This window comes from Streptomyces sp. NPDC059875 (genome assembly GCF_042731085.1).
GTDB lineage: Bacteria > Actinomycetota > Actinomycetes > Streptomycetales > Streptomycetaceae > Streptomyces.
On the sequence record NZ_JBHWJZ010000008.1, the window covers coordinates 202799 to 224770 of the forward strand.

The window sequence follows — 21972 nt, forward strand, 5'->3', positions numbered from 1 at the left end:
CCCGCGGGAACGACAAGGGGCGCCCCCTCCGAGGAGGGGGCGCCCCTGTGGGGTGCCGGGGTTCAGGTCAGTGCGCCGTGGAGTTCCTGCGGCGCTTCCACCAGATCGCGGCTCCGCCGGCCGCGAGGAGGGCCGCTGCCAGGCCGGCCACCGTGCCCATCCGCGTACCGGTGTCGGCGAGTCCGCCGTCCGCCTTGGGCGGCTGGGTGTGGCCGCCGTTGGTGGGTGCCGGGGTGGACGGGGTCGGGCTCGACGGGTCCGTCGGGGTGGGGGTCGGGTCCGGCTTGCCGGTGCCGCTCGGCGTCGGCGTCGGCTCCGGCGTGGGGTCACCGGTCGGCGTCACGTGGGTGTTGCCACCCAGAAGCTGCGTCCCGGTGTCGCGGTAGTCCCGCGGTGCGATCTTCGAGCGGTCGGTGACCTGCGGCAGGCGCGGGTTCTCGATGTCGAAGCGGACCTTGGGGATGTTCTGCCGCGGGGACTTGGAGAAGTCCACACCGCCGACGGTGTACGTGTAGACGAGGCCGCCGTACTCGCGCTCGAACTTGTAGTCGCCCTCCCTGAAGGACTTCACGTACCGCTGGTAGACGTCGTTCTTGTCCCACTTCTCGCCGCGGATCGGCCAGCTCTTCACGTCGTTGCTGCCGATGATCCGGTGGTAGTCACCGGCCTTCTTCGCGTCCTGCTGCATGACCCACTCCGCCGCCACCCGGGAGGTGTAGACCCGGCGCAGGTCGGCGTAGATCGGCTCGTCGCTCTTGTTGATCTTCTCTTCGATCTTGGGGATGACGTACTGCTCGATCAGCCGCTGGTTGTGCTGGATCTGCGCCTCGGTGAGGTTGCACTTCTCGCCCGGGACGGGGGCGCTGAACTCCTGCGGCACCGACTTCACCTTCAGCGGGGCGTCCAGGATGTAGATGCCGCCGTCCTGCTCGCGCACCTGCGCGGGCTTCGGCTCGATCCAGTTCCGCACACTGTGCAGGCACGGGGCGCCGTCCACGCGGGTGAGGGAGTCCCAGACCCGGGCCGCGTCCTCGTCCTTGGGGTTCAGGAACGCCGCGTAGTCGTGCTTCATCTGGAGGTCGGCCTCCAGGAGCACGCGTCCGGCGTCGGTGGTGCCGAACTTCTGGTCCATGACCCGGTTCGGCTCGTCCGGGTTGAGGTTCACCCAGAACTTCTCCGGGGTGAGCGCCATCCACGTGAAGAACGAGTCCGAGATGAGCTGGGCCTTCTCCTGGCCTCCGAAGGAGGGGTTCTCGTCCGCGTCCGGGTTGATGCCGGCCTTGTACGAGTAGTCCAGGCCCTTGCCGTTGACCGGGGTGCCGACGTAGCGCAGCTCAAGGGTGGAGAAGTCGACGCCGCCGGGGCCGCGCATGCGCTGCGAGGCGTTCCCGTCGGCGCGCTCGGCCGCGGCGATGCGCCGGGCCTGCTCCTTGTTCTTCGGGGAGCCGTTGGACGTCCGGTCCGCGGCGCCGTTGGCGGAGCAGATGCCGCCCGCGGCCGCGAGGGTCATGGTGCCGGTGCCCGCGGTCTGGCAGGCGGGGTTCAGGCTGCCGGAGGGCTTGTTGTAGCCGGTGTTGTTGTTGTACTTCGGCTGGGGCGTCGCGGTGTGCTTGTAGCTGCCGATCTTCCCCTTGCCGTTGGCGTCGACCTCGGCGAGCTTCCGCTTGGTGGCGTCGTCGGGCTCCTCACCGAAGATGTAGACGACCTTCCAGCCCCGGGCGGCGAGGGCCTTGTCGACGTGGATCTCCTTGTAGTCGAAGCGCCCTCCCGCCTTGTACTCGTAGATCGTCTTGGTCCTGGGGTTGACCGCGTCGAACCGACGGTCCTTGTTCGGGAACCTGTCGCCGAGTTCCTTCTTCAGCTCCTCGTGGAGCTTCTTGTCGATGCCCTTGAGCGAGCCCTGGCACAGCCAGTCCGGGCCGCCGAGCTTGTAGTGCCGGGTGACCTGGCGCTCGAAGCCGGCGCCTCGCTTGCCGTTGCCTTCGAGGCGGATGACGCTCTTCAGCCACCCGTCGAAGTCGGTCTTCGACCACCGCTTACTGGCGTCGGTGTTCGCCTGGTTGCGGTTCCAGCGCGCGTAGATCTGCTTGTGGCGGTCGTTCGGCCACTTCTTGGGGTCCTTGCCGTAGCTCTGCAACTCCCGCTCGCTGGCGGGAAGCTGGAGCCCGTCGTAGCCGAGGGACGGGTTGTCGTAGTCGTAGACGTACTGCTCGGCGTTCGGGGTGGCGTCCCGGCCGTTGGCGCCGGGCAGACTGCCGGCCGGCGGGGCCGTGTCCGGGGTGCCGTACTTCTGGTCGCAGCGGTTACGAGGCGCGGCCGTGGCGTCCTGGGCGTCCAGGAAGGGCAGTCCACCGGCGAGGAGCCCGGCGCTGACGGCGATGACCGCCGCGCGCACACCGAAGCGGGTACGTATTCGGGTGAGATAGCTCAACTGGGTTCCCTGGGGGCAGGGAGGAAAACGGGGCAGCGCGCACAGCCCCCGTCATGACGCTGCCATGACACACACTAGGGCAGCCCGTTCCCGTTGGCGAAGGGCGCCACGCGGGGCGTGAGTTGCGCAACTGCCGGGTGTGGCTGACTCGTTCCTCGCCGGATCGGGGCCCTAGGGTCATGGGCATGACCCGAGGACAGACTGTGCGCACCGCCGGAGTACCGGACCTCATCGTGTGGATCGACCACGTTCCGGAGGCGATCGACCGGCTGCGGGAGGAGAGCCTTCCCGAAGAGACGCGGCTCGATTTCGACGTGGAGTCCCTGTCGCGGCTGGAGGCGGCCTTGTTGCGCCACTACGCCCCGGACGCGTCGGCGGAACCGGACGTCGCACTCGTGAACGACACCATGGCCTATCTCGGTGAGGTCCTGCTGACGGTCGCGGGCGGAGGATGGGGCTGGGACACGGAGCCGGTCGGTGAGGTGGAGGGGCATCCGGTGGTGGTGCCGGACGCCGCGCTCGGGCTCGAACCGGTGGCCCCGATGCTGCTGATCGAACGGGCGCTGAGCAGCCGTACCGGCGAGGAGTTCGCGGCGGCCGCGCGGCGGCTGAGCGACGCCGTGGCCGGGCTGCGCGAGGAGCGGCCGGACTGGGAGCCGGTGAAGGAGCACACGCCGGGGGTGGACCCGGAGCCGGAGGTCGCGCTCCATCCTTGGCTGGCCGGCTGGCTCGCCGAACGGGAGCGGGCGTTCGCCGCCTGGGTCGAGGAGACCGGGCGGCCGGCGGAGACCTGGGACTTCTCCGCCGCCTCGCTCGACGTGCTGGAGCGGCTCACCAAGGAACGGTTCTCCTCCGGCCCGCACTTCGAGGCGTCGGAGCCGGAGTCGTTCCTCCAGGGCGCCGCCTGGTACCTGGGGGAGGTGGCGCGGCGCTCGCGGGGCGCGGCGTGGAGCTACATGGACCCGGAGGAGCACGACACCACATGGGCGGGCCAGCCGTACCTGACCCAGCCGGGGGTACGGGACGGCAACATCGCCTCGCCCATGGCGGAGCTGTACGCGGCCTCGGTCATGGCCGGGGAGGGCGAGAGCGGCGTGCTGCGGGAGCGGCTGAGCTGGTACAAGGAGAGCTGACGCCCCCGGGCCGGGGCCGGCCCAGGCTTACCCGACCCACGATGGCGTCGCGCCCGTGGGCACCGCAGGCACGGGGAGCCCGGGCCTGGCAGGGGCACCGTCCCGTGTGCCCACCCTCCCCCAGACTTCGTCCGGGGGGACCCCCACCGCCCCAGCGGGACGAATGCCCACAACGGGGGCCGGGTCACCGGCCGCCCGACACCCTCAGCACCGTGCCCGTCGTGTACGACGCGTCCTCGGACAGCAGCCACGCCACCGCAGCCGCGATCTCCGACGGGCGACCCGGGCGGCCAAGGGGGATCGTGGCGGCCGCCTTCGCCGGGCGGTCGGGGTCGCCCATCGTCGCGTGCATGTCGGTCTCGACGATGCCCGGGGCGACCGCGTTGACCCGGATGCCGTCCGGGCCCAGCTCCTTGGAGAGGCCCATGGTCAGGGCGTCGGTCGCCGCCTTCGTCGCCGCGTAGTGGACGTAGTCGCCGGGGCTGCCGAGCGTGGCCGCGGCGGAGGAGATGTTCACGATCGCCCCGCCGCCGTGCGCGGCCATGTCGCGGGCGGCGCGGCGGCAGCACAGCAGGTAGCCGAGGAGGTTGACCTCCACGACCCGGCGCAGGTCCTCGGTCGTGGCGTCCGCGAGGCGCCCCAGCGGGCCCGTCACGCCCGCGTTGTTGACCAGGCCGGTCACGGGGCCCAGTTCGGCCTCGGCCGTGTCGAACAGCCGCTCCACGTCCGCCTCGACCGACGTGTCCGCCCGCACCACGACACAGCGCGCGCCCGCCTCCCGGACCGCCCGCGCCGTCCTCTCCGCGGCGGCGGCATCGCGTACGTACCCGAGCACGAGATCGTGCCCCTCGGCCGCCAGGCGTACGCAGGTCGCCGCGCCGATCCCGCGGCTGCCGCCGGTGACGACGGTCGTCCTCGACATCGTGTTCCACCCTTCTCGCGGTCGCGCCGCCCCACCGTAATTCGTTGGCCCGAAGGAGCGGCCGCTGGCTAGCCTCCCGGCCATGGTCGACATCGTGCGCAGACTCATCGCCGCCCAGTTCCCGCAGTGGGCGGAGCTGCCCGTCGCGCACGTTCCGTCGGCGGGCACGGACAACGACATGTTCCGCCTCGGCGACACGATGTCGGTCCGGCTGCCGAAGACCGCCGACACCGCCCGGGCCATCGGCAAGGAGCAGCGCTGGCTGCCGCACCTCGCCCCGCACCTCCCGCTGCCGGTGCCGGTGCTGCTGGGCAGCGGCGTCCCGGGCGACGACTTCGCGCTGCCCTGGTCGGTGTACGGATGGCTCGACGGCGCCAACGCCTTCGACGAGCCGATCGTCGATCTCGCCCACGCCGCAGTGGAGTTGGGCCGCTTCGGCGTCGCGCTGCGGAGCGTGGACGCCGGCGGCGGTCCGAGGTCCTTCCGCGGTGGCCACGTCACCGAGTGGACGGGCGACGCCATCGACCGCGCCCTCCGCGACCTCGGCGCCGACGGCACGATCGACGGCGCCGCCGCGACCGAGGCGTGGGAGTCGGTTCTGCGCCTTCCGCAGTGGGACGGCGAACCCGTCTGGGTCCACGGCGATCTGCTGCCCGGCAACCTGCTGACCCGGGAGGGGCGGCTGAGCGCCGTCATCGACTTCGGCGCCGTCGGCACCGGCGACCCGGCCTGCGACATGATGGCCGCCTGGACGCTCCTCACCGCCGAGACCCGCCCGCTGTTCCGCGAGGCCGCCGAGGTCGACGACGCGACCTGGGCACGGGGCCGGGGCTGGGCGCTGGCCTGGGGCCTGGTGACGGAGCACTACTACCGCGTCACCAACCCCGTCCTCGCCGCGGTCGCCCACCGCGCCTGGTCCGAGGCCCTCCCCGAGTACGCATCCGGTGCCTGAGGTTCGCGCACGGGGCTGTTCATCACGACCCGCAGGCCTCACCATGCTGCTGATTACTCGTGCGTAACACCTCGTAGGGGGAAGCGTGTTGAGGCTCCGTGTCGCGATCGTTCCGCTGCTCGCCCTGCTGTCGCTGCTTCTCGCCCAGGCTCCCGCACAGGCCGCGGCCCGCACCCCCGTCGTCTTCGTGCACGGCTACAACGCGGACCCCGGTGTCTGGGGCGGACTGCGCGAGGACCTCAAGGCGGACGGGTACACCGACGCCGAACTCTTCTCCTTCGGCTACGACACCCACCGGTCCGTCAACGAGGTCATCGCCGGCGAACTCGCCGCGTACGTCGAGAACGTCAAGCGGCAGGCCGGCGCGAGCCGGGTCGACCTCGTCGCCCACTCCTTCGGCAGCCTCGTCACCCGCTGGTACGTGAAGTTCGACGGCGCCGGGCAGTCCTCCGTGGCCCACTGGGTCTCGCTCGCCGGCCCCAACCACGGCACCAGCACCGCCTGGGCCTGCGCCCTGTGGGACCAGGCCTGCCGTGACATGACCCCCGGCTCGTACGTGCAGAAGCGGCTCGCGGAGGGCGACGAGACGCCCGGGGCCGTGCGCTACGCCACGTGGTGGTCGAACTGCGACGAGGTCATCAACCCCGACAGCAGCGTGCCGCTCACGGGCGCCACCAACAACGCCGCGGGCTGCCTCGACCACAACGCCCTGCTCGGCGACGACACGGTCTCCCAGGGGGTCCGCGCCTTCCTCCGCTCCTAGGCCAGTTGGGGAGGCAGCGGCGAGGAGTGAAGGACCGTCAGGCCCGACACGGCACGCGTCAGAGCCACGTACAGCCGCCGCAGGCCCGTCCGCTCGTCCGGCTCGCCGTCCACGACCGCCGCCGGGTCGTCCAGGACCACGTAGTCGTACTCCAGACCCTTGGCCAGCGAGGCCGGGACCAGCGTCAGCCGGGACTCGGCCGTCGTCTCCTCGCCGGGGGAGAGGTACGCGAGCCCGGCCGCCGTCAGCGCCTCCGCGAGCGGCGCGATCCGCGCGTCGGCGGCGATCAGGCCGATGGAGCCCTCGTGCACCAGCGACTCCACGCACGCCGCGACCACCGCCGCGTCGAGCTCCGTCGCCTCGGCAGCCCGGACCGTCAGCGAGCCCGGGTTCTCACGGACCGACTCGACGGCCGCCAGGCCCGGGGACATGTGCGGCAGCAGCCTGGACGCGTACGCGATGACCTCGCGCGGCACACGGAAACCGGCGGTCAGCTCCTCCACCACGGCCTCCGGCTTGCCCAGATGCCCCAGCGCCTGGGCCCAGCTCTCCGTCGCCCACGGGGTCGTGCCCTGCGCCAGGTCGCCGAGGATCGTCGCCGAGCCGGTCGTGCAGCGGCGCCCCACCGCCCGGTACTGCATCGGGGACAGGTCCTGCGCCTCGTCCAGGACCACATGCCCGAGCGAGTGCGTGCGCTCCACCAGGTCCTTCGCCTCGTCGATCAGGACCGCGTCCGCCGCCGACCACTTCGCCGACTTCACCGAGCGGGCGGGCTTCGCCCACAGCAGCAGCTTCTGCTCGTCCGCCGACAGCAGGCCCTCCGCGTGCGCCGCCAGGAAGTCGGGGTCGCTCAGCAGCCGCAGCACCAGCTTCGCCGGGTCGACCGCGGGCCAGACCGCCTTCACGACCGCCTTCACCGCCGCGTTGCGGGCCACCGCGTCCTGCACCCGGTCGTCCGGGGCCTCGCCCGCCTGCTCCATCCGTACCAGGACCGCGTGCGCGATGCGCTGCGGGAGCGCGTCGTGGGCGGCGCCGTAGCGGATGTTCCGGTCGAGCAACTCGCGGACGATCTCCTCCAGTTCGTACGCGGGGACCCGCCAGCGGCGCGAGCCGCGCACCACCATCAGCGGCTCGGTGGGCAGTGTGACGTGCGAGCGGACCGCGCGGCGCAGGACCTCCGCCATCCGCGCATCGCCCTTGACGACCGCCGTCGCCGCCTCGTCCGTCCCCCGCACCTCGACGTGCGCCACCAGGTCGTCGACGGTCGCCTGCCGCACCTCCAGCTCGCCGAGCGCGGGCAGGACCTGCTCGATGTAGTGCAGGAAGGAGCGGTTCGGGCCGATGACGAGCGTGCCGGTGCGCGCCAGCCGCTCCCGGTGGGCGTAGAGGAGGTACGCGACCCGGTGCAGACCCACGGCCGTCTTTCCGGTGCCCGGGCCGCCCTGGACGCAGACGGTGCCGGACAGCCCCGAGCGGACGATCTCGTCCTGCTCGGGCTGGATGGTGGCGACGATGTCCCGCATCGGACCCACGCGCGGACGCTCGATCTCCGCCTGGAGCAGCTTGCTCGTGCGCGACCCCCCGGCGGAGCCGGAAAATGTCAGCGCCTCGGGGTCGGAGAGGTGCTCGTCCTCGTACGCGGTGAGCTCGCCGCCCGTGTAGCCGAACCGGCGCCGCAGACCGACGTCCTGCGGGTCCTTCTTCGACGCCCGGTAGAACGGCTGCGAGACCGGCGCGCGCCAGTCGATCACCATCGGGTCGCCCTGAGCGTCGTGGACGTGCCGCCGGCCGATGTAGAAGCGCTGCCCCTCCTGCGTGGTGTGCAGGTAGTCGAGCCTGCCGAAGAACAGCGGGGTGTGGGAGAGGTCGGCCAGTGCCTTGATCCGCTCCTCGATCTGGGCCTGCAGGACGACGGCGTTGACCCAGTTCGCGGTGACGTCCTTGATGTCGAGCGCCTCGGCGTCCTCGCGCATCGCACGCAGCGCGGCGCGGGAGTCGGCGAGATGGGCGCGCTCGCGCGCGAGCGGGTCGGACGGGGACATGCGGAAGCCTCCAGGTGCGCGGACATGCCAGGACGGCCGCCGGTTTCCGACCGGACGGCGACACTCCACGGAGGGAGGCGGGGAAGTCGGAGAGTGTAGCTTCGGGGGTGCGGATGAGGCGAATGGTTTTGCGTGCCGGACGGCTCTGGTCGGACCCGTAGGGGTGGGTCCGTCCTGAGGGGGACGAAGGTTTCCACCCCCAGCCTGATGTGTTCGGAATGTCCGAATTCCATCATGGAGGCATGACCACAGCGACCTTCACCCCGGACCGTACGATCCCCCGCTCGCACCGCCTCGCCCTCGCGCTCCGCGCGATACGCGCCTACGGCGGCGCCGCCGTGAGCGTCGTCCTCCTCGGCGAGTACGCCGAAGAGGCGGGGGTCAAAAACCCTCGACCCGAGTACGTGGGGGGCCCGGACTGAGTACGACCGCCCATGCCCGGCCCCGACCCCCGATGATGTGATCGGGGCATGACGACGACCCCGGCATCCCAGGCAACGGCGGCACCCTCCACGACCACGGCGTCGCAGGCGACGGCAGCTCCGACGACGACGCCCGACCCGACGGCCCCGTCCGTCCGCGCGCTGCGGATCCTCGCCTTCGGCGGCCTCCTGGCGCTCTTCGTCTCCCTCGTCCTCACCGGGATCGTCGCGCTCGACGACGCCATCGGCGGCGACGGCAAGAGCGGCGGCGCCGTAGCCGCGGCCTTCTGGGCGCTGGGACTGGGCGCTCTGGCCGGCCTCACCGCCGCCGTGACGCCGCGCGCGGCCCTCGCGTACCGCGTGCGCACGTGCGCGGTGGCCCTCCAGTACACGCTGGCCGTGATCGCCCCGGTGATCGCGATGATGGACTGACCGCCGTTCTCGTCTCGCCGCCCTCTGTCCTAGGCGGGCGGGGTCAGCCGGCGCACCAGGGCGACCGCCTCGTCCGTGCGGCCCGCCCCGCAGGTGCGCAGGATCTCGGCCAGGCCCGGGTGTCGGGCCTCGACCAGGGCGGCCGCGTCCAGGAGGTCGACCGCCCCCGCCGTCGACGTGAGCAGATCGCGCAACCGCCGTACGAACCGGAGATCGGCGTCCGCCGCGGACTCGGCCGCGAGGGCCGCGTCGCCGGTGACGGCGGAACCGAGCGAGTCCTGGCCGGGGGTCCGGCTGGCGCGCACCTCGGCGAGCCTGGCAGGTACCGCCGAGGCCGGCACCTCACCCGTGCGGATGTCGCGGGCCAGGTGCAGCAGCGCGGAGAGCCGCGCCGCGGCGTCGGGGTTGGCGATCCGCGCGCGCTGTCCGCGCATGACGAGACTGAGCATGGCCGGAGAGACCCCCAGGGTCTCCGCGAGACCCGACTGGGTCACTCCGAACAGGGTGCACAGCTCCCGGCAGAGCTCCCCCAGGGGGGCTCCGTACCACTGACGCTGAAGTTCCAGATTGCGTGCCGTCGTGGTCTGGTCCATGTCCTCACGCTAGGGCGATCGATTGACACTTGTCAAAGGAAGTTTTCATGTGTCAATCTCCGGGTGGAAGGCATCCGCCGGCACCTCACTAGCTGATTGGTCATCACCATGCCCTGGAAGCACACCTCTTCGCTGCTCGCCGTCGTCGTGGCCGCCGGCCTGACGCTCACCGCCTGCTCTCAGGAGGTCGGCTCCGACGCCAAGGGTGGCTCGAGCGCCTCGTCCAAGCCCTCCACCGCGGCCGCCGAGCCCTCGGACTCCGCCGAGCCGTCGGACGCGTCCGGCGCGGTGGAGGCCCCCAAGGACCTGCCCGCAGGACTTCCCCTTCCGGAAGGGGAGTTGACGTCGGTCACGGGCAACACCGGCGCCTACGTCCTCACGTACCGCACCGAAGACTCCAAGGCGGTCCTGGACCAGTACCGCAAGGCCCTGGAGGGCGCCGACTACACGGTCGTGGACATCGCCGGCACCTTCACCGCAACCTCGGGCGCGAACGCTGTACAGATCACCACCAGTGGGGACCTGGTCATCCTCACCCTCGCCGGCTCCTGAGCACCCGCCCTGCCCCGGGGATACCCTTCCCTGCATGGAGGCAGGGGGGATGCTCGCCGACCGGTACCGCCTCGTCGCGCCGGTCGCGCGCGGGGCGCAGGGCACGGTCTGGCGGGCGGTCGACACGCACGGCGGCGGTGACGTCGCCGTGAAGGTGCCAGGGGGGACGTGCGGGAACGCGGACGTCGAGTCGCTGCTCAGGCTGGTCTGCGAGCAGTCCGTACGTATCGGGCACCCGCACGTCCTCGCACCGCTGGACTGGTTCGTCCGGGACACCGAGGCCTGGCTGGTACTGCCGCTCGTGCGCGGCGGCACCCTCGCCGGACTGCTCGCCGACTACGGCGAACTGCCCCCGTCGGTCGCCCTGTTGATCGCCGAGCAGCTCCTCGACGCGCTGGCGGCGGTGCACGCCGCCGGGTTCGTGCACCGTGATGTGAAGCCCTCGAACGTGCTGCTCGCGGCGACCGGCGAGGGCCGCCCGCACACCTTCCTCGCCGACTTCGGCGTGGCCCGCGTCCTCCCGCACCTCCAGCTCACCTCGCCCGCGTACGTGCCGGGCACCCCGGACTACCTCGCACCGGAGATCCGCGCCGGGGCGGTCAGTACACCGGCCCAGGACGTCTACGCGGCCGGACTGGTCCTGCGCTCCCTGGGCGGCGGCCCGCCCGCCCTGGCCGCGGCGATGCTCGCCGACCGCTCGGAGGACCGTCCGTCGGCCGCGGCGGCCCGCGATGAGATTGCCCGGGCGCGGCAGGCCCTCGGTCCCGAGCGGTGGCCGGTGATCTGGGCGGACGAGCCCTTCGTCGTTCCGGACCAGTTCGGCGACGCCCCGCCGGCCCCGGCCCGGGACCAGTTCGGCGACGCCCCGCCGGCCCCGGCCCTCCCGGCCGCCCCGCCGGTCGTGCCGGGACGGCGACGCGCCGCGGGTGTGTGGGTGGTGGCGGCTGCCGTGGCCGGTGCCGCGGTGATCGCCGTGGCGGCGACCGTCGCGCTGACGGCCGCCGAAACCGAGAAGGGCAGCCCGCCGCCCCGGACCGTACCGGCCGACACCGTCATCGGCCCGGCGGACCCCGAGGGCCCCACAGCCTACACCGAGTGCACCTCCGACGAGGAGCTCGACCTCGAGTTCAGCCCGGAGGGTTACGCGCTCCTCTGCGCGCACGTCCCCGGCACCCGACGCTACGAGTGGACCCCCAGCAGCGGCTAGCCGACCGGCTCCTCGCCCGCCATCAGCTCGTCCGCGTCGACGATCCGGTACGCGTACCCCTGCTCGGCCAGGAACCGTTGGCGGTGCGCCGCGAAGTCCTGGTCGATCGTGTCCCGCGCGACCACCGAGTAGAAGTGCGCCTGGTGGCCGTCGGCCTTCGGCCGCAGCACCCGTCCGAGGCGCTGTGCCTCCTCCTGGCGCGAGCCGAACGTGCCCGAGACCTGGATCGCGACCGTCGCCTCGGGCAGGTCGATCGAGAAGTTCGCGACCTTCGAGACGACCAGCACGCTGATCTCGCCCTCGCGGAACGCGTCGAAGAGCTTCTCGCGCTGCGCGTTCGACGTCTCGCCCTTGATGACCGGCGCGTTCAGATGCTCGCCGAGCTCGTCCAACTGGTCGATGTACTGGCCGATGACGAGGATCTGCTGCCCGGCGAACTTCTTCACCAGGGCCTCCGTCACCTTCCGCTTCGTCGCCGTCGTGGCGCAGAAGCGGTACTTCTCCTCCGGCTCCGCCGTCGCGTACGCGAGGCGCTCCGAGTCCGTCAGATTGACCCGGACCTCGACGCAGTCGGCGGGCGCGATGTACCCCTGCGCCTCGATCTCCTTCCACGGCGCGTCGAAGCGCTTGGGGCCGATCAGCGAGAACACGTCCGACTCGCGCCCGTCCTCCCGGACGAGGGTCGCCGTGAGCCCGAGCCGCCGCCGGGCCTGCAGGTCGGCGGTGAACTTGAAGACCGGCGCGGGCAGCAGATGCACCTCGTCGTAGACGATCAGGCCCCAGTCGCGGGAGTCGAAGAGCTCCAGGTGCGGATAGATGCCCTTCCGCTTGGTCGTCAGGACCTGGTACGTGGCGATGGTGACCGGCCGGATCTCCTTCTTCGTACCGGAGTACTCGCCGATCTCGTCCTCGGTCAGCGAGGTCCGCTTCACCAGCTCGTGCTTCCACTGCCGGGCCGAGACGGTGTTCGTGACGAGGATCAGGGTGGTGGCCTTCGCCTGCGCCATCGCACCGGCCCCGACCAGCGTCTTGCCCGCGCCGCAGGGCAGCACGACGACCCCGGAGCCGCCGTGCCAGAAGCCCTCGACGGCCTGCTTCTGGTACGGGCGGAGCGCCCAGCCGTCCTCGGCGAGGTCGATCCGGTGCGCCTCGCCGTCCACGTAACCGGCGAGGTCTTCGGCCGGCCAGCCCAGCTTCAGGAGCGTCTGCTTGATCTGTCCGCGCTCGGAGGGGTGCACGGCGACGGTGTCCGGGTCGATCCGGGCCCCGACCAGCGGCTGCACCTTCTTCGAGCGGAGGATCTCCTCCAGGACGGGCCGGTCGGTGGTGGTGAGGACGAGGCCGTGGGTCGGGTGCTTGGAGAGGGTGAGCCGGCCGTAGCGGGCCATGGTCTCGGCGACGTCCACGAGCAGCGCGTGCGGCACGGGGTAGCGCGAGAACTCGACGAGCGCGTCGACGACCTGCTCGGCGTCGTGCCCGGCGGCGCGGGCGTTCCACAGGCCGAGCGGGGTCACCCGGTACGTGTGGATGTGCTCGGGCGCCCGCTCCAGTTCCGCGAAGGGCGCGATGGCTCGCCGGCAGGCGTCGGCCTGCTCGTGATCGACCTCCAGGAGCAGCGTCTTGTCGCTCTGGACGATGAGTGGTCCGTTCACGCGGTCAACCTTTCAGGGAGCGGCAACCATCCAGTGTGCCTGACCGCGGCCCGGTGGACACGGGCCTGCCCACGATGGGGCCACCACAGGCCCACCATGCGCCCACCACGGGCCCGGTCGATCTCGCCCGACGACGCGGTCAGACCTGGTCGTCCGCCAGTTCCGCGACGCCCGTGATGCGGTGCAGGGGGTACGTGCGGACCTCGTCCGCCGTGTGGTCGTAGCCCGTCACGAAGCCGCCCTCGACCCGGACCGGGGCGATGACCCGCTGGCTGGCCGCGCCCTCCGCGTTCACGTAGCCGATCCAGACGGCCGAGCCGGTCATCGCGGCCGCCTGGACCGTGGCCAGGGTCTCGGCGGCGGAGGTGCGGGGGAGTTCTCCGGGGGCGGGCGTCGTGCCCTCGGGGCGCTCCTTGCGGACGGCCGTCGAGGCGAGGTCCCCGGCCCGGATCGCGCGGACCGCCGCGCCGAGCAGGGTCGTGTCCGGGGCGGGCGGGCCGTCGGGGACGGGAACGGGCGCGGTGCGGGCGCCGGTGCGGTAGGCGTCGGCGCGGGTGATCAGGACGTCGCCCGCCGCGGACTCGGCGGCCGGGGCGTACCCCATCGACCGCAGCCCCTCGAGCAGCCCCGCCGGGTCCGTCTGGGCGGCGAGCACGGTCGGCGCAAGGCGGCGCAGCCGCAGCGACGCGGACCGCTTGTCGGCCAGGATCTCGCCGAGGAGCGCGTCGTCGTCGCAGCGGACGTAGGCGGAGGCGGCGCCGATCCGCAGATGGCCGTGTTTCCGCGCCACGTCGTCGATGAGGTACGAGAGCGGCTGCGGAACCGGCGTACGGGAGTGCGCCGTCAGGAAGTCGTGCAGGTCGGAGGCGCTGCGTCCGGCGTCGAGCGCGCGGCGCACGGAGCCGGGTGTGAAGCGGTAGACGGTCGCCCCACCCTTCGACTCCACGTCCGCGAGCACGGAGAGCATGTCGGCGAGCGGCCGCTGGAGCGGCCCGGGCGCGACCGCGGTGAGGTCGGCCTGGAGCAGCACGTGGTCGACGGCCTCGGGGAGGAGCGGGGCGAGCAGGGTCGCGGCGCGGGAGGCGGCGACGGACAGCTCGACGCCGTGGACGGCCACCGGCTCGGTCACGGCCTCGGCGAGGGGCAGGTTGAGCAGCGCACGGGCGGGCGAGGCGAGGGCCCCGCGGCCGGTGATCCCGAGCAGCTCGGCCTCGGAGAGCGTCCACAGGGCGATCCGGGAGCGGAGGTCGGTGGAGGTGGGGGCGGTGCTGTACGCGGTGGTGGTGCCGTACGCGGTGGCGGTGCCCGCGCCGGCGAGGTGCCCTGACACCGCGCCCGCGCCGCCGCCCGTGAGATGCCCTGATACCGGGCCCGCGCCTGTGCCTGTGCCCGTGCCCGTGCTCGCGCCGAGTGCCGAACCCGCTGCCTGGGAGCCCCCGCCGGCCGCCGGTCCCGCGCCCGGCCCCGCAGGCCTGGCCGCCGCGCCCCGCAGCGGTCGCTCCCACCGCAGTCGCGCCAGCAGCGCCTCCGGGTCCGCCGCCGAGCCCGGCGGCAGCGTGGCCTGCAAGGTGAGGACCCGCCGCCGCACCTCCGGCGCCGCGCCCCGGTCGAGGTCCGGGCCCAGCGCCGACAGCGCACGGCCCTTCGCGTCCTGGCCGCCGACCAGGCCGGCGGTACGCGTCCCCACCAGCCAGGCCGTGACGAGCCGGGCCCAGCGTTCGGCCGCCGGCAGGTCCAGCCAGTCGTCGTACGCGGGCGTCGGCGCGTACCGCTCGTCCGCCTCGCCGTCCGAGGCGAGCAGCCCCGCCGCGTAACAGAGCTCCACCCAGAACGCCGCGACCGGCTCCGCGACGTCCAGCGCGACGGCCGTCCGCTTGAGGTCCCGTACCGACAGACCGCCCGAGCGCAGGACGGCGGGACCGCCCTGGTTCCAGGCCTTCAGCAGCTCCTCGACCGTCGCGAGCGCCGTGTACGCCTGGCCGGCCGCCGCGCTGTCCACAACCTGGGGACGGTATTCGCGCAGGACGGCCAGTGCGGGCGCGTGCGGCTCGGGCGACCGGTGGGCCCGGCCGCCGCGCAGATGCAGCGCCGCCTCCCGGGGCAGGACGACCGTACGGGGCGAGGCCGGCAGCAGCAGGCCGCGGTCGCGCAGCCAGCGCACCGGCGGGGCGGGGTTCGCCGTCACCTCTCCGTACGGCGGGCCCCACACCAGCCGGTCGAGCACGGCCAGCGCCTCCGGCGGCGCCGTGTCGAGCAGCGCCCCCATCCGGTCCCGGTCGGTGAACAGCTCCGTCAGCGCCGCCACCGCCGAGACCGGGTCGTGCGTCGCGGGCAGCCCGGCCGTCGCGATGATCTCCTGGATCCGGCCCGGCGACATCCCCGCCGTGGCCTCGGAGACCGTCGGTCCGAGACCGGTCGGGGACGGGTGCTGCGGCGAGGGCGCGAGCAGCTCACGGGCGGTCCGCACGAGCCGCAGCCGGTCCTCGTCGCCCCACACCAGCGCCTGTTCGCGCAGCACCTCCACCGCGCGCGGCAGCGCCGCCTCGATGGCCGCGTCGCCGTCGTCGCCGGTGAGCAGGGCGAGGAGTACGGGATACGGGGCGGGGTCCGGCGCCACCGCCAGCGCCTCGGCGGTCTGGAGCGTGAAGCGGTCGAGCCGCTCGAGCGCGCGGACGACGGAGCCGCGGGTGCCGGCCCGGGTGGCGAGCTGGGTCAGATCGTTCGGTACGGGCGAGAGCAGATCCGGGCGCGCCCGCAGCAGGGCGGCAAGCCCCTCGTCGCCTCGCGCGCGCAGCGCCTCCGCGAGCGTGCGCGGCGCAGCGGCGGCGCCAGTTCCTCCGGGCACGTGCGCCTCCCGATCGAGCTCACCGATCCCCATCCGCCCCACGTTAGCCCCTGCGCGGGCGCTAACGTCGGGGCGTACCGGCTGTGGAGGGGCACTGTGGGGATCGAGAGCGACCAGTTGGTCTTCGACTATCTGAGCCGGGTCGGCGATCTGGCACAGCAAAGGCACCTTCCGTCGAGCATGCGGATGCGACTCGTGTCGTCGCTGCGGGGCGAGATCGACCGTCGGCGCGCCACGTACGGCCAGGAGAGTCCGAGCGCGATCCGCGGCATCCTCGAGCAGTTGGGGAGCCCGGACGAGGTGGTGGACCGGGCGGCGGGGACGCCGGGGGCACCGGAGCGGCGGGGGCGGCTTGCGAAGGAGAGCGCCGTACCGAGCCCGCGTACGGAACCGGAACCGGGACCGGAACCGGGACCGACTCCTCCCCACCTCGCGGGCACGGACGAGGTCGGGGCGGCCGACACGGAACCGGACTGGTGGAGTCTCGACGGCGCGCCGGAACCGCGGCCGGGGGACGACCTGGTGCCGGGGTTCAGGGGCGGGGTGGAGATCCCGGAGCTGCTGAAGCCGCCGGAGGAGGAGGGAACGGAGGAGCCCGGCGAGGAGTCGGGACCGCCGGCGCCGCGCCGTGGGTGGCGACGCGTGCTGCGCCGGCCGGTTGCGGAGCCGGTGGAACAGGTGGAAGGGACGGAAGAGGCGGAACCGGCGGAACCGGCACGGCGCCGCTTCCGCCTGGGCAGCCCCTTCCTGCTGCTGGCGGCGCTGCTCCTGATCGGCGGGGTCGTCTTCGGCTCCCTCATCCCCCTGGCCCTGGGCTGGTTGCTCGCCTACGCGTCCCGTCGCCTCTCCCGCACGGAGTCGCAGTGGGCGGTCATCATCCTCCCGGTCCTGGCGGCCACGGGAGGCGCGGTCTGGCTCTGGGGCCGCATCGAGGGCCGCTGGGGCGCCCCCGTCGCGGCGGGCGGCGAGGCGATGGGCGCGGCGATCTCGGAGACCTGGCCGTGGACCCTGAAGGCCGCGGCGTCGGCGTCGGCCCTCTTCCTCCTCTGGCGAGCCCGCCGCCACTAGGCCCCTCGCGGCCCCAGCCCGGGCCGATGGGCCTCCGCCCCGCCGATGGGCCTCCGCCCCCTCCACCCCCACCCCTCCCGTTGTGGGCATACGTTCCGCTGGGGCTGGGGGTCCCCCCGGACGAAGTCTGGGGGAGGGTGGGCACAACGGACGGCGCCCTTGCAGGCGCCTCTGCCCCCTGGGCCCGGCTCCCCCAGGACCCCGCACAGGTGAACGCCCCCGGGGTGCGGGGGCCCATGAGCGGAACGCGCCCGCAAGGGCGCCGTCCCGTGTGCCCACCCGTCCCGCCCAGCGGGACGATTGCCCACACGGGGGTGGGTGGGGCAGCGGGACGGCTGGCCACACGGGGGTGGGTGGGGCAGCTGGACGGCTGGCCACGCGGGGGTGGGTGGGGTAGCGGGGCGGCTGGCCACGCGGGGGTGGGGTAGCCGGGCGGCTGGCCACGCGGGTGGGGGCACACGGGGGTGGGGTAGCGGGACGATTGCCCACAACGGGGCGGGAGGGGCCCGGGGCTTACGGCCTCGCTTCGGTTACCGCCGCCGCGTGCCACGGCGCGCCCGGGATCACCAGCGGGGAGCCCGTCACCGGGTCCGGGACCACCACCGAGTCCAGGCCGAAGACGTCGCGGACCAGGTCCGCCGTCACGACCTCCGACGGGTGGCCCTCCGCCACGACAACGCCCGCCTTCATCGCGACCAGATGGTCCGCGTACCGCGCCGCCTGGTTCAGGTCGTGGAGGACCACGACGACCGTCCGGCCCCGCGCCACATTCAGGCGGCGCACCAGGTCGAGGACCTCCACCTGGTGGGCGATGTCCAGATATGTCGTCGGTTCGTCGAGCAGCAGCAGATCCGTCTCCTGCGCGAGCGCCATCGCGATCCAGACCCGCTGCCGCTGACCGCCCGACAGCTCGTCCACCGACCGGTCGGCCAGCGCGGCGACGTCCGTGCGCTCCATGGCCTCCACGACCGCCCGCTCGTCCGCCTCGGACCACTGCTTCCACCACGCCTGGTGCGGCTGCCGCCCCCGCGACACCAGATCCGCGACGGTGATCGCCTCGGGGGCGACGGGCGTCTGCGGCAGCAGGCCGATCGACTGCGCTATCCGCTTCGTCGGCAGCTTCGCCAGCGACTCCCCGTCGAGCAGCACCGCCCCGCCCGCCGGCTTGAGCAGCCGCCCGAGCGCCCGCAGCGTCGTCGACTTCCCGCACGCGTTCGGGCCGACGATCACGGTCACCTTGCCGTCCGGAACGGCAAGGTCCAGGTCCTGCACGACCGTACGGTCCTCGTACGCGAGCGTCAGCTCGCGCGCGGTCAGCCGACTCACGACTTTCCTCCCACGCTTCGGCTCCGGACGATGAGCCAGATCAGATACGGGGCGCCGACCGCCGCCGTCAGGACACCCACCGGCAGCTCGGTCGGCGAGAACAGCCGCCTGCCCAGCAGGTCGGCGAGGACCACGATGAACGCCCCCATCAGGGCCGAGCACAGCAGCGGGATCTGTGCCGTACGTGTCATCCGCCGGGCGATCTGCGGCGCCAGCAGCGCCACGAAGTCCACCGGACCGGCCACCCCCGTCGCCACCGACGCGAGGACGACGCCCACGAAGACGAGCCCCAGCCGGACCCGCCCGAGCGAGACGCCCAGCGCCGTCGCCGTGTCGTCGTCCAACGACACGGTCCGCTGCGCGCGCGCCGCCCACAGGATCGCCGGCAGCAGCACGAGCAGCGTCCAGCGGATCGGCGCGGCCTCGTCCCAGCCGCGCCCGTTGAGCGAGCCGGTCATCCAGATCTGGGCCTGCTGGGCGACCAGGTAGTCGCCCTTGGTCATGAACAGGGTGATCAGCGAGCGCAGCGCGATCGCGAAGCCGATGCCGATGAGCACGAACCGCGTCGCGTGCAGCCCGCCGCGCCAGGCGAAGACGTACACGAGCGCGGCGGCCGCGATGCCGCCGACGATCGAGAGGTAGGGCAGGACGGTGTACGAGGTGAGGCCGAAGGTCATCGCGCCGACCGTCAGCGCCCCCGCGCCCTGGCTGATGCCGATGATGTCGGGGCTGGCGAGCGGGTTGCGGGCGACGGTCTGGATGAGGGCGCCCGCGATCCCGAACGCCGCGCCGACCATCAGCCCGACCGCGAGCCGCGGCATCCGCAGCTCCTCGACCACGAACGCGGACCGCGAGTCCTGCCCGAAGACCACCTTCAGCACCTCGGACGGTTCGACGAACTTCTCGCCGACGCAGAGGTACGCGATCGAAACAGCCGCCAGCAGCAGCACCAGGCCCACGGCCACCAGAGCCGAGCGCCGGTGCAGCAGGAACGATCCGCTCCCGGCGCGTACGACCCCGTACCCAGCGGGCCGTACAGCAGTCGCCGCAGACGTCGTCGTCATGCCGGCACCGCCTTCCGGCGCACCAGCGTCACGAGGAACGGCACCCCGATGAGCGCCGTCATCACCCCCGCCGGGACCTCGCCCGGCGGGAAGAGGATCCGGCCGATCACATCCGAGACGAGCAGCATCACGGGGCCCACGAGCGCCGCCATCGGCAGCACCCAGCGGTGGTCGCTGCCCACGATCGCGCGGGCGATGTGCGGGACCGCGAGGCCGACGAACGCGATCGGACCGGCCGCCGCCACCCCCGCGCCCGTCAGCACGGTGGCCCCGACGCCGCCCACGATCCGTACCGTCGCGACCCGCTGGCCGAGCCCCTTCGCCACGTCCTCGCCCAGCGCCAGCGCGTCCAGGCCACGGGCCACGGACACCACGAGGACCGCGCCGATCAGCAGGAAGGGCCAGATCTGGCCCACGACCTCCGCGTCCCGGCCGTCCAGCGAGCCGATCTGCCAGAACCGGAACTCGTCGAGCGCCGACGCCCTGGTCGTGAGGATCCCGGTCGTCACCGAGAGCAGCAGCGCGTTGATCGCGGCGCCGCCGAGCGCGAGCTTCACCGGCGTCGCCCCGCCGCGCCCGCTGGAGGCGATCGCGTACACCGCGACGGAGGCGAGGGCCGCGCCCGCGAAGGCGAACCACACGTACCCCGTCAGCGTGTGCACCCCGGCGAAGGCGATCGCGAAGACCACGCCCACCGAGGCGCCCTGGCTGATGCCGAGGATGCCGGGGTCGGCGATCGGGTTCCGGGTGATGCCCTGCAGGGCCGTACCGGCAAGCGCCAGCGCGGCGCCGACCATCAGCCCGATCAGGGTCCTGGGCAGCCGCATCTCCCGTACGACCTGGGCGTCGTCGCTCGTCCCGCCGTGCAGCAGCGCGTCGAGGACCGTGGACGGGGCGATGGCCCGTGCGCCCACGGCGAGGCTCAGCAGGATCGCGAGGAGAAGGGCGATGACGGCGACGACGGTGGCGAGGACGCGTCTGGAACGGAAAGCGGCTGTCATCGAGGCCCATCGGAAGGTACGGCGGCTGGTTCGGTAAGGCTTGGCTCAGTCTAAGCAGCGGCCTGATTCGAACACCCGGGCACAATGTCACCCATGACTCTCCCGCGACTCCCGCTGACCGTCGGCTTCGACCTCGACATGACGCTGATCGACTCCCGCCCCGGCATCAAGGCCACGTACGAGGCCTTCTCCGCCCGGGTCGGCGTCCCGATCGACGCGGATCTGGCCGTCTCCCGGCTCGGGCCGCCGCTGGAGCACGAGCTCGCGCACTGGTTCCCGGAGGCGGAGATCGAGGAGCGGGTCGCCCAGTACCGCGCGCTCTACCCGACGTACGCGATCGAGCCCTCGCTCGCGCTGCCCGGCGCCAGGGATGCGATTCAAGCCGTTCGCGAGGCGGGCGGCCGGGCGATCGTCGTCACCGCGAAGAACGAGCCGCATGCCAAGCTGCACCTCTCCCACCTCGGCATCGACCCCGACGCCGTGATCGGCGGACTGTGGGCCGAGGGCAAGGCGGAGGCCCTGCGCGAGTACGGCGCGGGGGTGTACGTCGGCGACCACACCGGCGATGTGCGCGGCGCCGCGACCGCGGGCGCCCTGTCGGTGGCCGTGGCGACCGGACCGTGCGACGAGGCGGAGCTGCGGGCGGCCGGCGCGGACGTCGTCCTGCCCGACCTGACGGAGTTCCGTGCCTGGTGGGAGGCGTACCGGGGCTAGTTGCCCCCGGCCGTCGCCGCCCTCGCCTGGCGGCGCTGCGCCGCGATGGAGCGCAGTACGCCGGCGCCCGCGACCAGGAACCCGACGCCCATCAGCATGCACACCGCGTACGCGATCGGCGGGAAGGGATCGGTGCCCAGGAACAGCGGGGCGACCGTGACCAGCGTGGCCACCGCGCCGATGATGAAGACAATCGCACCGGCCCGGACGAGACCGTCACCCGGAGCGGAGTCGTCCGACCGGGCCGAAGGGGTTTCACTACGCATTCGGCCAGGGTAGTTCCCAGGCCGGAGGAACAAACCGGCGACGTCTTGTCACCAGCCCGAAGCCCATTAGCCTTGGCGCCTGGGGGTCCCCCTGCTCGAGCGGGTCGAGAGCTTGGGGGAGGGTCGGGCGCCCGCTGTATTGCCATCCAGAGCCGGAATCCCGGCGCATTCCATCGAGTACGAGGACGAGGACAGACGTGCCTACCGGCAAGGTCAAATGGTTCAACAGTGAGAAGGGCTTCGGCTTTCTCTCCCGGGACGACGGCGGTGACGTGTTCGTCCACTCGTCGGTGCTCCCTGCCGGAGTCGACGCCCTCAAGCCGGGGCAGCGTGTGGAGTTCGGGGTGGTCGCGGGCCAGCGCGGGGACCAGGCGCTGTCCGTGACGGTCCTCGACCCGACGCCGTCCGTCGCCGCGGCGCAGCGCCGTAAGCCCGACGAACTGGCGTCCATCGTGCAGGACCTGACGACGCTCCTGGAGAACATCACGCCGATGCTGGAGCGCGGCCGCTACCCCGACAAGGTGCAGGGCGCGAAGATCGCGGGCCTGCTGCGGGCGGTCGCGGACCAGCTCGACGTGTGAGCCCGC

20 protein-coding genes are annotated in these 21972 nt (G+C 72.9%); 10 read left to right on the plus strand and 10 right to left on the minus strand.

The features are described 5' to 3' along the window. Nucleotides 1–67: 67 nt before the first annotated feature. Complete coding sequence (locus ACFV9D_RS13050) at nt 68–2431, minus strand: hypothetical protein (protein WP_385144723.1); 2364 nt, start codon at nt 2429–2431, stop codon at nt 68–70. A 185-nt stretch (nt 2432–2616) separates the two neighbouring features. On the opposite strand from ACFV9D_RS13050, the gene ACFV9D_RS13055 reads away from it, so the two are divergent. Then, the gene (locus ACFV9D_RS13055) at nt 2617–3564 is read left to right on the plus strand and encodes a hypothetical protein (protein WP_385144725.1); all 948 of its coding nucleotides are present in this window, start codon (nt 2617–2619) and stop codon (nt 3562–3564) included. Nucleotides 3565–3748: 184 nt separating this feature from the next. Here ACFV9D_RS13055 and ACFV9D_RS13060 read toward each other — a convergent pair whose 3' ends face one another. Continuing rightward, complete coding sequence (locus ACFV9D_RS13060) at nt 3749–4486, minus strand: SDR family NAD(P)-dependent oxidoreductase (RefSeq protein ID WP_385144727.1); 738 nt, start codon at nt 4484–4486, stop codon at nt 3749–3751. Nucleotides 4487–4568: 82 nt separating this feature from the next. Here ACFV9D_RS13060 and ACFV9D_RS13065 point away from each other — a divergent pair, with 82 nt between their 5' ends. Beyond that, nucleotides 4569–5438, plus strand: coding sequence for an aminoglycoside phosphotransferase family protein (locus ACFV9D_RS13065; protein ID WP_385144729.1), 870 nt, complete (start codon nt 4569–4571; stop codon nt 5436–5438). 85 nt (nt 5439–5523) lie between these two features. After that, entirely contained in the window at nt 5524–6201 is a 678-nt protein-coding gene (locus ACFV9D_RS13070; RefSeq protein WP_385144731.1) for an esterase/lipase family protein, read from the plus strand. Here ACFV9D_RS13070 and ACFV9D_RS13075 read toward each other — a convergent pair. Next, complete coding sequence (locus ACFV9D_RS13075) at nt 6198–8243, minus strand: HelD family protein (protein ID WP_385144733.1); 2046 nt, start codon at nt 8241–8243, stop codon at nt 6198–6200. The two genes, ACFV9D_RS13070 and ACFV9D_RS13075, sit on opposite strands and share 4 nt — an antisense overlap. 242 nt (nt 8244–8485) lie before the next feature. Between ACFV9D_RS13075 and ACFV9D_RS13080 the strand changes: the two genes are divergently transcribed. Further along, nucleotides 8486–8665 carry a hypothetical protein gene (locus ACFV9D_RS13080; protein ID WP_385144735.1) on the plus strand — a complete coding sequence of 60 codons (180 nt, stop codon included), beginning with the start codon at nt 8486–8488 and terminating at the stop codon, nt 8663–8665. A 48-nt stretch (nt 8666–8713) separates the two neighbouring features. Next, nucleotides 8714–9097 carry a hypothetical protein gene (locus tag ACFV9D_RS13085; RefSeq protein WP_385144737.1) on the plus strand — a complete coding sequence of 128 codons (384 nt, stop codon included), beginning with the start codon at nt 8714–8716 and terminating at the stop codon, nt 9095–9097. 29 nt (nt 9098–9126) lie between these two features. On the opposite strand, the gene ACFV9D_RS13090 is transcribed toward ACFV9D_RS13085, so the two are convergent. Beyond that, nucleotides 9127–9690, minus strand: coding sequence for a DNA-binding protein (locus ACFV9D_RS13090; RefSeq protein WP_385144739.1), 564 nt, complete (start codon nt 9688–9690; stop codon nt 9127–9129). A 108-nt stretch (nt 9691–9798) separates the two neighbouring features. On the opposite strand from ACFV9D_RS13090, the gene ACFV9D_RS13095 reads away from it, so the two are divergent. Together ACFV9D_RS13095 and ACFV9D_RS13100 are read left to right on the plus strand one after the other, a co-directional pair. After that, nucleotides 9799–10242, plus strand: coding sequence for a hypothetical protein (locus tag ACFV9D_RS13095; protein ID WP_385144741.1), 444 nt, complete (start codon nt 9799–9801; stop codon nt 10240–10242). A gap of 34 nt (nt 10243–10276) precedes the next feature. Continuing rightward, nucleotides 10277–11449, plus strand: coding sequence for a serine/threonine-protein kinase (locus tag ACFV9D_RS13100; RefSeq protein WP_385144743.1), 1173 nt, complete (start codon nt 10277–10279; stop codon nt 11447–11449). Here ACFV9D_RS13100 and ACFV9D_RS13105 read toward each other — a convergent pair. Next, entirely contained in the window at nt 11446–13101 is a 1656-nt protein-coding gene (locus ACFV9D_RS13105; RefSeq protein ID WP_385144745.1) for a DNA repair helicase XPB, read from the minus strand. The genes ACFV9D_RS13100 and ACFV9D_RS13105 overlap by 4 nt on opposite strands. Before the next feature lie 139 nt (nt 13102–13240). Then, on the minus strand, nt 13241–15979 hold the full coding sequence (locus ACFV9D_RS13110; RefSeq protein WP_385144747.1) for a helicase-associated domain-containing protein: 2739 nt from the start codon (nt 15977–15979) through the stop codon (nt 13241–13243). 63 nt (nt 15980–16042) lie between these two features. Between ACFV9D_RS13110 and ACFV9D_RS13115 the strand changes: the two genes are divergently transcribed. After that, on the plus strand, nt 16043–17014 hold the full coding sequence (locus ACFV9D_RS13115) for a hypothetical protein (RefSeq protein ID WP_385144749.1): 972 nt from the start codon (nt 16043–16045) through the stop codon (nt 17012–17014). A gap of 513 nt (nt 17015–17527) precedes the next feature. Here ACFV9D_RS13115 and ACFV9D_RS13120 read toward each other — a convergent pair. From ACFV9D_RS13120 to ACFV9D_RS13130, 3 genes are read right to left on the minus strand one after another with little or no spacing between them, the layout of a single operon-like run. Next, nucleotides 17528–18340: an ABC transporter ATP-binding protein gene (locus tag ACFV9D_RS13120; protein WP_385144751.1), complete on the minus strand. Its 813-nt coding sequence runs from the start codon at nt 18338–18340 to the stop codon at nt 17528–17530. Further along, nucleotides 18337–19404 (minus strand): FecCD family ABC transporter permease, encoded by a 1068-nt coding sequence (locus tag ACFV9D_RS13125; protein ID WP_385144753.1) that lies wholly within the window; start codon nt 19402–19404, stop codon nt 18337–18339. The genes ACFV9D_RS13120 and ACFV9D_RS13125 overlap by 4 nt, the downstream gene beginning before the upstream one ends. Then, nucleotides 19401–20405: a FecCD family ABC transporter permease gene (locus tag ACFV9D_RS13130; RefSeq protein WP_385144755.1), complete on the minus strand. Its 1005-nt coding sequence runs from the start codon at nt 20403–20405 to the stop codon at nt 19401–19403. The genes ACFV9D_RS13125 and ACFV9D_RS13130 overlap by 4 nt, the downstream gene beginning before the upstream one ends. An 84-nt stretch (nt 20406–20489) precedes the next feature. Here ACFV9D_RS13130 and ACFV9D_RS13135 point away from each other — a divergent pair, with 84 nt between their 5' ends. After that, nucleotides 20490–21119 (plus strand): HAD family hydrolase, encoded by a 630-nt coding sequence (locus tag ACFV9D_RS13135; RefSeq protein ID WP_385144757.1) that lies wholly within the window; start codon nt 20490–20492, stop codon nt 21117–21119. On the opposite strand, the gene ACFV9D_RS13140 is transcribed toward ACFV9D_RS13135, so the two are convergent. Further along, nucleotides 21116–21385 (minus strand): hypothetical protein, encoded by a 270-nt coding sequence (locus ACFV9D_RS13140; protein WP_385144759.1) that lies wholly within the window; start codon nt 21383–21385, stop codon nt 21116–21118. The genes ACFV9D_RS13135 and ACFV9D_RS13140 overlap by 4 nt on opposite strands. A 197-nt stretch (nt 21386–21582) precedes the next feature. Between ACFV9D_RS13140 and ACFV9D_RS13145 the strand changes: the two genes are divergently transcribed. Continuing rightward, nucleotides 21583–21966 carry a cold-shock protein gene (locus ACFV9D_RS13145; RefSeq protein ID WP_385144761.1) on the plus strand — a complete coding sequence of 128 codons (384 nt, stop codon included), beginning with the start codon at nt 21583–21585 and terminating at the stop codon, nt 21964–21966. Nucleotides 21967–21972 lie beyond the last annotated feature (6 nt).